Raw genomic sequence first — 10,514 nt, 5'->3', positions numbered from 1 at the left:
TTCAAGGGGCTGCTCGACGAAACCCTGATGCTGGTCGAGGCCCTGCTGAGCCCGAACAAGATCATCGGCGAGGTGGAGCAGATGCGCGCGCTGCAGGTTGCGGCGGACGACATCGAGCCGACCGATCCGGCACAGGCCGAGCTGCTGCGCTCGCGCGCCTCGCGCATCGGCCTGCGCTGAGGCGGCGTGCGGCGCGCCTGCCGGCCTGCCGCGCGAACCATGAACAGACTACGAAGAAAGCCGGCTCTGCTCGATGTGCTTGCGCCGCATCGGCCGCAACACGAACCAGGCCAGCAGCGCCGCAGCCGCATTGACCGCGCTCGCGGCAATGAAGACGGCCTGCCAGCTCCCTGTGGCTGCCGCAAGCACGCTGGACAGCGGCACCAGCAGCGAGGCCGTGCCCTTGGCGGTGTAGAGCATGCCGGCGTTGGACGCCGCGTATCTGGAGCCGAAGGTGTCGGCGCAGGTCGAAGGAAAGAGGCTGTAGATCTCGCCCCAGGCAAAGAACACGATGCCGGTGAGCACCACGAAGAGGATCGGGTTGTGGCCGTAGTGATAGAGCATCAGGATGCCCACCGACTCGAGCGCGAACGCAATGAACATCGTCTGCTCGCGCCCGATCTTGTCGGACACCCAGCCGAAGAAGGGCCGCGTGAGCCCGTTGAGCACGCGGTCGATCGCCAGCGCGAAGGTCAGCGCGGGCAGCACCAGGCCCATGATGTTGACGGGCACGTCCATGATCTTGAAGTCCTGCGCGATCGGCGCGAGCTGGGCGGTGGCCATGAGGCCGCCCGCGGCCACCATCACGAACATCGCGTACATCACCCAGAAGACGGGCGAGCGCAGCACCTCGGAGGGCGCGTAGTCGCGGCCCGCCTGCTGCACGTTGCGACTGTTCGATGCCTTCGCGTGGTGGGGCGCGCGGGTCAGCATCCATGCGAGCAGGAACACGATGAGTCCCTGCCCGATCCCAAAATACAGGAACGCCGCCTCGTAGCCGCTGGTGCGGATCATCGCGGAGATAGGGATGATGGTGAGCGCCGAGCCCGCGCCGAAGCCCGCGGCCGTCATGCCGGCCGCAAGGCCGCGCCGGTCGGGAAACCACTTGAGCGCATTGCCCCCATGCAGACGATGCCGATCAGCAGCTGGCCCCATCGGTAGGCCTCGGAACGGGTCGCGCCGGTGCCGTAGGTTTCGGATGGGGAATACATCGCAGGATTGGAACCTGCGATCGTGGAGGTGGGCCGGGTCATGGAGTTGTCCTAAGTGTTTTCGTTGAATTCCGACAGGCTGCGAATACGGAGCAATCAGTCGAGCGATCGATGCGCATCGACAGGCGACGAGGCTTTTTTTGACATCGCTACACGGCAGTGGGATCGCCAGTTTCTGCGCGTGAATGACTGTCGGACCGAGCGACCCAAAAACTCTTGACCGCAGTCAAGTTCATACGAATCGCGCTCTCGCGAGACCCCCGTGGTATCCCTAGCGGGCTCGAAGTCTCGATGGTTCGCGAAGGGGTGTTGGGTGCGTGCCGATGCGCGTTGCGCGCCTGCCGGAAGGCCCCGCGAGGCGCTGCAGGAGCCCGCGCATGCAGGACCCGTTTGCGTCCGAAAAAATTGACCTAGGTCAAGAAACGCGAAAATCGCGTTTGCGCTCGTCTAGGGTAAACCCTAAAATCGAGGGTAATCCCTTCAGTCTTTTCGATTCAATCTTCCTGGAGCCTCTCATGAGCCACACCACCCTGAATTCCAGCGCCTTCCGCACACCGGCCTCGTCGTCGACCGCCAACAATGCGATGCGCGAGCTGTTCGCCGCCATGCCCATCGTGATCTTCTACAAGGCCGCACGCGCCGCGCTGATGCAGCGCCGTTCGGCGGCCGTGCAGCGTTGAGCCGCAGCAGCCCATTCACTCTCACCGAAGAGCGCGCGCGAGTTACTCGCCGCGCTCTTTTTCGTTGGAGCTTCCGAACGGCACGATCTGCGAGATGAGCGCGGGTCCATCGGCCAGCAGGAAGTCCTTGAAGGCCTGCGCCACCGGCGGCAGCCGCTTGCTGCGCCGGTGCACCACGTACCAGTTGAGCATCAGCGGAAAGCCCTCGACGTCGAGCACGCGCAGGCTGCCGGCGCGCAATTCCTGGCTGATGGTGTGGGCCGACACGAAGCTCACGCCCATGCCCGCGATCACGGCCTGCTTGATGGTCTCGGTGCTCCGGATCTCCATCGCGATGTTGATGCCGCGCAGGTCGCCGCCGAAGCCCTCTTCCATCGAATGCCAGGTGTCCGAGGCCTTCTCGCGCACCACGAAGGGTTCGCGCATGAGCCGCGCGAGCGGGATGCGCGGCACGCCCACCAGCGGGTGGCCGGGTGCCGCGACGATCACGTAGGGATGCGGCGCGAACGGCTGGTTGACGGTGTCCAGGTCGGTCGGCGGGCGCACCATGATCGCCAGGTCGGTGAGGTTCTCGGCGATGTGGGTCATGAGCCCTTCGCGGTTGTGCACCGTGAAGTTCAGCGTGACGCCGCGGTGCCGGCTCGCAAACTCCACCAGGAGGCGCGGAAAGAAGTAGTCGCCCGCGCTGATCACGCCCACGTTGAGCTTGCCGCCCGAGACGCCGTTGAACTGCAGCATCGCGTTCTCGGCCGCCTCGAACTGCTGGATGATCGCGCGGCTGATCTGCAGCAGCTCGGTGCCGGCCGGCGTCAGGTAGATCTTCTTGCCGAACTGCTCGAACAGCGCATTGCCCGCGTGTTCCTCGAGCTTGCGCACCTGCGTGGAAACGGCCGGCTGCGTCAGGTGAAGCTCCTCCGCCGCGCGCGAGAAGCTCAGCAGCCGCGCCACCGCTTCGAAGACTTTCAACTGGCGCAGGGTCGCGTGCTTCATTCGGAAAAAGGTGGCTGCTGCAATCGAGCGGGCATCGTACCTGCGCCCGAGTCCGCTCGCGTGAACCGCCTAGGGTATGCGCGCGACGTGCAGCAGGTTCGTCGTTCCCGAAAGCCCGAACGGCAGGCCCGCAACCACCACCACGTCGCGGCCGCTGCTCGCGAAGCCTTCGGTGCAGGCGTTGCGGCAGGCGCACTCGATCATCTCGGCCACGTCGTGCACGTCGTCGACCAGCACCGCGTGCACGCCCCACACCATCGCCATGCGGCGCGCCGTGGCCACGTCGGGCGTGAGGCTGATGATGGGCACGGCCGGCCGCTCGCGCGCGGCGCGCAGGCTGGTGAAACCCGAGGAGGTGTAGGTGACGGTGGCGGCGGGCGCCAGCAGCGCGGCCACCTGGCGCATCGACGCGCACACCGCATCGGCCGTGGTCGAGAGCGAGGCCTCGTGCGTGGCGTCGATGCCGATGCGGTAGGACGCATCGGCCTCCACGCGCGAGATGATGCGGTCCATCATCGCCACGGCCTCGAGCGGATATTTTCCGGAGGCCGATTCGGCCGACAGCATCACCGCATCCACGCCGTCGTACACGGCGGTGGCCACGTCGGACACCTCGGCGCGCGTGGGCACCGGCGCGGCAATCATCGATTCGAGCATCTGCGTGGCCACCACCACCGGCTTGCCGCGCTTGCGGCAGGCGCGCACGATCAGGCGCTGCAGCTCGGGCACGCGCTCGGGCGGCAGCTCCACGCCGAGGTCGCCGCGCGCCACCATGACGCCGTCGCACAGGTCGACGATCGCGTCGAGGTGGTCGATGGCCGCGGGCTTCTCGAGCTTGGCCATGATCCAGGCGCGCTTGCCGATGATGGCGCGCGCCTCCTCGATGTCCTCGGGGCGCTGCACGAAGGACAGCGCCACCCAGTCCACGCCCATGGCCAGGCCGCAGGCCAGGTCGTCCAGGTCCTTGGGCGTGAGCGGCGAGATCGGCAGCACCACGCTCGGCACGTTGACGCCCTTGCGGTCGGAGATCGGGCCGCCGACCAGCACCGTGGTCTCGGCAAAGGCGGGCCCGAAGCTGTCCACGCGCAGCCGCAGCTTGCCGTCGTCGAGCAGCAGGTCGGTGCCCACCTGCAGCGCCGCGAAAATTTCCGGATGCAGCAGCGGCGCGCGGCGCGCATTGCCGCTCGCGGCGTCCATGTCGAGCCGAAAGCGCGAACCCGCGTCGAGCTGTGCGCGGCCACCTTCGAAGGTGCCCAGCCGCAGCTTCGGCCCCTGCAGGTCGAGCAGCACGCCGATGGGCCGGCCAAACTCTTTCTCGAGCCGCCGGATGGTGTCGAGGCGGCGCGCATGGTCATGCTGCGTGCCATGGCTGAAGTTGAGCCGGAACACATCCACGCCGCGCTCGAACAAGGCACGGATGGCCGGCTCGTCGGTGGTGGCAGGGCCCAGCGTGGCCACGATCTTCGCGCTGCGTGTACGTCGCATCATCCGTTCCATTTCATCGATCGATCACAGCGCACGACCGGCGCCCCCTCGGCGCCGGATTGCGCAGCCGAGGGAGCTAGCCCGCCATCTCGTGAAGGCAGACGCGGCCGCGCTGTTCTTCCATCGTACGCGCCAGCAGCTTGACCAGGGAATACACGGTGTCGATGTGCGGCGTTGGCGTGTCGGTGAGCCGGGCCAGCTCGACCACGGCGCCCACCAGCGCATCGATCTCGGGTGCGCGGCCGGCCTCCACGTCCTGCAGCATCGAGGTCTTGTGCTTGCCGACTTTCTCGGCCCCCGCAATGCGCTTGTCGAGCGTCACGCGGAACTCGATGCCCAGCTTGTGCGCCACCGCCTGCGCCTCGCGCATCATCGCGGCGGCCAGCTCGCGCGAGGGCGGGTACTGGCAGATGTCGACCAGCGTGGAGTGCGAGAGGCTGCTGATCGGGTTGAAGGTCAGGTTGCCCCAGAGCTTGAGCCAGATCTCGGCGCGGATGTTGTCGAGCACCGGCGCCTTGAAGCCGGCCGCGCCCAGGCAGGCCGAGACGCGGTTCACGCGCTCGCTCGAAGAGCCGTCGAGTTCCCCCACCGGGAAGCGGTCGCCTTCGATGTGCTTCACCACGCCCGGCGCCGTGAGCTCGGAGGCGGGATACACCACGCAGCCGATGACGCGCTCGGCCGGGATCTTCGCGGCCACCAGGCCGCTCGGGTCGACGCTGCGCACCGGCGTGCCCGCGAGCGCGCCGCCGTGGTTGTGGAAGTACCAGAACGGGATGCCGTTCTGCATCGTCACCACCACGGTCTCGGGCCCGAAGAGCCTGGGCACGTCGTTGGCCACCGCCTCGACCTGGTGCGCCTTCATCGCAAGGATGACGATGTCCTGCGGTCCCGCCTGCTCGTAGCGGTCGGTGGCCTTGACGTTGCGCGCCACCTGCTCAGTGCCATCGGCCCCGATGAGCTTGAAGCCGTTGGTGGCAATGGCGTCGAGATTCTTCCCGCGCACGATGAACGTCACGTCCTCGCCGGCCAGGGCGAGCTTTGCGCCCACCAGGCCGCCGATGGCGCCCGCTCCAATGACTGCTATCTTCATGTCGATCCCCAAGGTTGTTGATTCTTCCGGCGCAGGTCGGTCTCTCAGCCGAAGCGGTTGCCGAGCCTGCCGATGCCGCCGATCTCCACTTCGACCAGGCTGCCGGGCTTCATCGAGCCGACGCCGATGGACGTGCCGCACAGGATCACGTCACCGGGTTGCAGGGTCATGTCCTGGGAGATCAGGCTCACGAGTTGCTGGACCGAAAAGCGCATGTCGCTGATCGGATAGTTCTGCCGCACCTCGCCGTCGAGCAGCGTGGTGACGGTGAGCGCGGCGGGATCGAGGCCGGTGGCAACCACCGGGCCCATCGGGCAGAAGGTGTCGAAGCCCTTGGCGCGCACCCATTGGGCGAACGAGGCGTCGCGGTTCAGGATGTCGGCCACCGTCACGTCGTTGGCGCAGGTGTAGCCGAACACATGGCCGAGCGCATCCGCCTCGGACACGGCCGTGCACGCCTTGCCGATGACGATGCCGAGCTCGCCCTCGAAAACCACCTTGCCCTCGCACAGCGGCTTGCGGATGGGCGCGCCGGGCGCAAGGTAGGAGTTGGGCGCCTTCAGCAGGTACAACGGCTCGGCCGGCACCGCGAGCTTGAGCTTCTCGCCGAGCGCGTGGAAGTTGTTCCACAGCGCGATGACCTTGGTCGGCTCGGTGGGCGTGAGCAGCCGCACGCCCGAGAGCAGGAACACGCGGCCGGTCGGCTCCGGGCGGTCGAACATGTTGCCGCGGTGCTCGTGCACGGCGTCGCCTTCGAGCGTGCCGAAGCCCGCTTCGCCGCCGTGTTCGAAACGGACCCATCGTTGTTGTTGCTGCTGCTGCTGTTGCATGTCTCGCCTTCCTTGGTTCTGTTGGAGTGGTTCTGTGTTCGGTTCAGTCGAAGGGCAGGTAGTCGGGGATCACCAGCGACGCGAGCAGCTTTCCCATCTCGGCCGGGTTGTCGGTCACGTGGATGCCGCACTCCTTCATCACCGCCAGTTTTTCCCGCGCCGTTCCCTTGCCGCCCGAGACGATGGCGCCCGCGTGGCCCATGCGCTTGCCCGGCGGCGCRCTGGCGCCGGCGATGAAGCCGACCACGGGCTTTCGCATGTGCTCGCTGATCCAGCGCGCGCAGGTTTCTTCGTCGCTGCCGCCGATCTCGCCGACCATGATCACGGCGTCGGTGCGCGGGTCGTCGTTGAACAGCTTCAGCACGTCGATGTGCCGCAGCCCGCCCACCGGATCGCCGCCGATGCCCACCACGGTCGACTGCCCGATGCCAAAGCTCGCGAGCTGGCTCGCGGCCTCGTAGGTCAAGGTGCCCGAGCGCGAGACCACGCCGATGCGGCCCTTCTGGTGGATGTGGCCGGGCATGATCCCGATCTTGATTTCCTCGGGCGTGATGAGGCCCGGGCAGTTGGGGCCGAGCAGCAGGGTCTTGCTGCCCTCCATGCGATGGCGGGTGCGGATCATGTCGCGCACCGGAATGCCTTCGGTGATGCACACGACGAGGTCGAGCCCCGCATCCACTGCTTCATCAATGGCGGCGGCGGCAAACGGCGGCGGCACGTAGATCACGGACACGGTGGCGCCGGTCTCGGCCTTGGCTTCCTTGACGGTGCCGAACACCGGAATGCCGTCGAAGGACTTGCCCGCCTTGTTGGGGTTCACGCCGGCGACGAAGCACTTCTGGCCGTTGGCGTAGTCGCGGCACATCGCGGTGTGGAACTGGCCGGTCTTTCCCGTGATGCCCTGGGTGATGACGCGGGTGTGCTTGTTGATGAGGATCGACATTTTTCAGCCTCGCTGTTGTTCTTTTTCGGGGCGCGTGCACAGGCCACCGGGTACTCCCCTCCGCGAATGTCCCCCGCCTTCGGCTCCTCCTTTATTTCGCTGCGGGGAGCACCCGATGCCCTGTGCACGAGGACACGCTCGTTGTGCACCGCTGATCAACCACCGCTCTGTCCAACGCTCCCGTCGATGGGGTGCCTTGCGCAGCGAAATAAAGGAGGAGCCCGAAGGGCGGGGGACATTCGCGGAGCAAGGTACCCCGTCGGCGGGAGCGCGCCCCGGACAAGGTAGGTCAAACACAAAGCGGTGCTTCATGGTCCTAGCCTCCCCGCCGCGCAGCAGCCACCACCAGCCCCGCCGCCTCCGCCATGTCGTCCGCACTGATGATCCGAAGGCCCGACTGCCCGAGGATGGTCTTGCCCAGGCTCTCGTTGGTGCCCTTCATGCGCACCACCAGCGGCACCGCCAGCTGGACCTCGCGCGCGGCAGCCACCACGCCGCGCGCGATCACGTCGCACTTCATGATGCCGCCGAAGATGTTGACCAGGATCGCGCGCAGGTTCGGGTTGCGCAGCATCAGCTTGAAGGCTTCGGTCACCTTCTCCGCCGTGGCGCCGCCGCCCACGTCCAGGAAATTGGCCGGCGATCCGCCGTAGAGCTTGATCGCGTCCATCGTGGCCATCGCCAAGCCCGCGCCGTTCACCAGGCAGCCGATGTCGCCTTCGAGCGCAATGTAGGAAAGATCGAACTTCGAGGCCTCGACCTCGGCCGGGTCCTCCTCGTCGAGATCGCGCATCGCGGCGATCTCGGGCTGGCGGAACAGCGCGTTCGGATCGAAGTTGAACTTGGCATCCAGCGCCAGCACGCGGCCGTCGCGCGTGAGCGCCAGCGGGTTGATCTCGGCCAGCGATGCGTCGCAGGCGTCGAAGGCCTGGTAGAGGTTCTGCACCAGCGTGCGCACCTGCGGCAGCAGCTTTCCGGAAAAGCCGATGTCGCGCGCCAGGCCATCGGCCTCGACTGCCTTCACGCCGGTGGACGGATCGACGAAGAGCTTGCGGATTTTTTCCGGCGTGCGCGCCGCCACGTCCTCGATGTCCATGCCGCCTTCGCTCGACGCCATCAGGGCCACGCGGCGCGATTCGCGGTCGACCGCCATGCCGAGGTAGAACTCCTTTTCGATCTCGACGCTCTCCTCCACCAGCAGCCGCTTCACCAGCCGGCCTTGCGGGCCCGTCTGGTGCGTTCGCAGGGTCATGCCGAGCAGCTCGTCGGCGTGGCGCCGCACTTCGGCCGCCGACCAGGCCAGCCGCACGCCGCCGCCCTTGCCGCGGCCGCCCGCATGGATCTGCGCCTTGACCACCCAGGCCCTGCCGCCAAGCCGCGCGGCCGCATCGGCCGCCTCGTCGGGCGAAAAGCAGGCATATCCACGCGGCGTGGGAACGCCGTATTTGCGCAATACGTCCTTGCCCTGGTATTCGTGGATATTCATGGCGGCTTTCAGGCGCCGAGTTCGGCGCCGCGGGTTTCGGCCCAGTTGAAATAGCGCCTTTTCATGGCGCCGGCATCGAGCTCGCGCTTTTGATGCTCTTCCTTTTTCTGCTCGATCACCTCGGCCAGGAATTTGGCGTCGTAGGCACGCAGAAGATGCGGCTGGTGGGTGCGCAGGTAATGGCAGATCCGCTCGACGCCGTCCTGGCTCTCGCGCAGCAGCTGGCAATAGACTTCGCGGTCCCAGTGCCAGCGCAATCCCAATTCGTAGAACGCCGCGTTGTAGGCGTTGCGCTCGGTTTCGCTGCTCCAGTATTGAATTGGCAAATCATCGATCATGAAATTTCTCCTAGAAATTGAATGCCGGCGTCAAATGTTTTGCGGATCGGCATGATCAAAATGTAGATTCGATGATCGATAAATAATAGTTAAACTATTTTATTGAATGCATTCACGATAAGTTATACATAATTGGCCGTGAATTCCCACCGCGGATGGCATTGCCACCCGCGTTTTCCTCAGCCTGCTAAAAACCGGCGCTCAGTTCAGATGACGCCGTCGGCGCGCAGTGCGGCCACGTCGCTGGCCGTGTAGCCCAATTGCATCAGCACCTCGTCGGTGTGCTCGCCGAGCAGCGGCGAGCGCGTGACCTCGGTCGGGCTGTCGGACATCTTGATGGGGTTGCCCACCGTCAGGTACTTGCCGCGCGTCGGGTGGTCGACCTCGACGATGGTGCCGGTCTCGCGCAGCGACGGATCGGCGGCGATTTCCTTCATCGAAAGAATCGGCCCGCACGGAATGTCGTACTGGTTGAGGATGTCCATGGCCTCGAACTTGTCCTTGGTCATGGTCCATTGCTCGATGCGCGCGAAGATCGGCTTCAGGTGCAGCAGGCGTGCGGCCGGCGTGGCGTAGGCCTCGTCGGTGATCCAGCCTTCCTCGCCGATGACCTTGCACACCGCGGGCCACACCGCCCCTTGCGTGATGAAGTAGATGTAGGCGTTGGGGTCAGTCTCCCAGCCCTTGCACTTGAGGATCGAGCCCGGCTGTCCGCCGCCCGAGGCATTGCCCGCGCGCGGCACCGCGTCGCCGAACTTGCCGTCGGGGTACTGCGGGTACTCGTGCATGGTGCCGGTGCGCTCCAGCCGCTGCTGGTCGCGCATCTTCACGCGGCACAGGTTGAGCACCGCGTCCTGCATGGGCGCGAGCACCTGCTGGCCGCGGCCCGTGCTGTTGCGCTGGTAGAGCGCCGCCACGATGCCCAGCGCCAGGTGCAGGCCGGTGCCGCTGTCGCCGATCTGCGCACCGGTGACGACCGGCGGGCCGTCCTCGAAGCCGGTGGTCGAGGCCGCGCCGCCGGCGCACTGGGCCACGTTCTCGTACACCTTGCAGTGCTCGTACTTGCCGGGGCCGAAGCCCTTGACCGACGCCACGATCATGCGCGGGTTGAGCTCCTGGATGTGGGCCCAGGTGATGCCCATGCGGTCGAGCGCGCCGGGCGCGAAGTTCTCCACCAGCACGTCGCAGGTCTTGATCAGCGAATCGAGCACCTTCTTGCCCTTGGGCTTCTTGGTGTCGAGCGTGATCGAGCGCTTGTTGTGGTTGAGCATCGTGAAGTAGAGGCTGTCCACGCCGGGAATGTCGCGCAGCTGGCCGCGCGTGGCGTCGCCTTCGCCGGCGCGCTCCACCTTGATCACGTCGGCGCCGAACCACGCCAGCAGCTGGGTGCAGGTGGGACCGGATTGCACATGGGTGAAGTCGAGGATGCGAACGCCCTCAAGTGCCTTGCTGCTCATCAGC

At 66.3% G+C, this 10,514-nt stretch carries 10 protein-coding genes and 1 pseudogene; 2 read left to right on the top strand and 9 right to left on the bottom strand.

Features of this window, described 5'->3' with window-relative positions:
• A partial coding sequence (locus tag AC1DOC_RS08150; protein ID WP_478129641.1) for a hypothetical protein occupies nt 1-180 on the top strand: 180 nt, incomplete at its 5' end.
• Nucleotides 181-228: 48 nt separating this feature from the next.
• Here the strand turns inward: AC1DOC_RS08150 and oxlT are convergent.
• Nucleotides 229-1,253: pseudogene (gene oxlT, locus AC1DOC_RS08145) on the bottom strand (oxalate/formate MFS antiporter).
• Nucleotides 1,254-1,726: 473 nt separating this feature from the next.
• Between oxlT and AC1DOC_RS08140 the strand changes: the two are divergent.
• The gene (locus tag AC1DOC_RS08140) at nt 1,727-1,891 is read left to right on the top strand and encodes a hypothetical protein (RefSeq protein ID WP_307595826.1); all 165 of its coding nucleotides are present in this window, start codon (nt 1,727-1,729) and stop codon (nt 1,889-1,891) included.
• 42 nt (nt 1,892-1,933) lie between these two features.
• Here AC1DOC_RS08140 and AC1DOC_RS08135 read toward each other — a convergent pair whose 3' ends face one another.
• From AC1DOC_RS08135 to frc, 8 genes are all read right to left on the bottom strand, one after another.
• Nucleotides 1,934-2,881, bottom strand: coding sequence for a LysR family transcriptional regulator (locus AC1DOC_RS08135; RefSeq protein WP_436311632.1), 948 nt, complete (start codon nt 2,879-2,881; stop codon nt 1,934-1,936).
• Nucleotides 2,882-2,950: 69 nt separating this feature from the next.
• Complete coding sequence (pyk, locus tag AC1DOC_RS08130; RefSeq protein ID WP_436289719.1) at nt 2,951-4,366, bottom strand: pyruvate kinase; 1,416 nt, start codon at nt 4,364-4,366, stop codon at nt 2,951-2,953.
• A gap of 76 nt (nt 4,367-4,442) precedes the next feature.
• Complete coding sequence (locus AC1DOC_RS08125) at nt 4,443-5,456, bottom strand: 2-dehydropantoate 2-reductase (protein WP_026284255.1); 1,014 nt, start codon at nt 5,454-5,456, stop codon at nt 4,443-4,445.
• 44 nt (nt 5,457-5,500) lie between these two features.
• Complete coding sequence (locus tag AC1DOC_RS08120; protein ID WP_436311634.1) at nt 5,501-6,286, bottom strand: fumarylacetoacetate hydrolase family protein; 786 nt, start codon at nt 6,284-6,286, stop codon at nt 5,501-5,503.
• Nucleotides 6,287-6,329: 43 nt separating this feature from the next.
• Nucleotides 6,330-7,229, bottom strand: coding sequence for a succinate--CoA ligase subunit alpha (gene sucD / locus AC1DOC_RS08115; protein WP_018906861.1), 900 nt, complete (start codon nt 7,227-7,229; stop codon nt 6,330-6,332).
• 316 nt (nt 7,230-7,545) lie between these two features.
• The gene (gene sucC, locus AC1DOC_RS08110; protein WP_412511856.1) at nt 7,546-8,715 is read right to left on the bottom strand and encodes an ADP-forming succinate--CoA ligase subunit beta; all 1,170 of its coding nucleotides are present in this window, start codon (nt 8,713-8,715) and stop codon (nt 7,546-7,548) included.
• Nucleotides 8,716-8,723: 8 nt separating this feature from the next.
• The gene (locus AC1DOC_RS08105; RefSeq protein WP_028256508.1) at nt 8,724-9,053 is read right to left on the bottom strand and encodes an HAD family hydrolase; all 330 of its coding nucleotides are present in this window, start codon (nt 9,051-9,053) and stop codon (nt 8,724-8,726) included.
• A 206-nt stretch (nt 9,054-9,259) separates the two neighbouring features.
• Complete coding sequence (gene frc / locus AC1DOC_RS08100) at nt 9,260-10,510, bottom strand: formyl-CoA transferase (protein WP_015867254.1); 1,251 nt, start codon at nt 10,508-10,510, stop codon at nt 9,260-9,262.
• Nucleotides 10,511-10,514 lie beyond the last annotated feature (4 nt).

This window comes from Variovorax sp. 01T439_2, from assembly GCF_056398445.1.
Note: the sequence above shows the minus strand (reverse complement) of the source record. Positions and strands in the feature narration are given on the sequence as shown.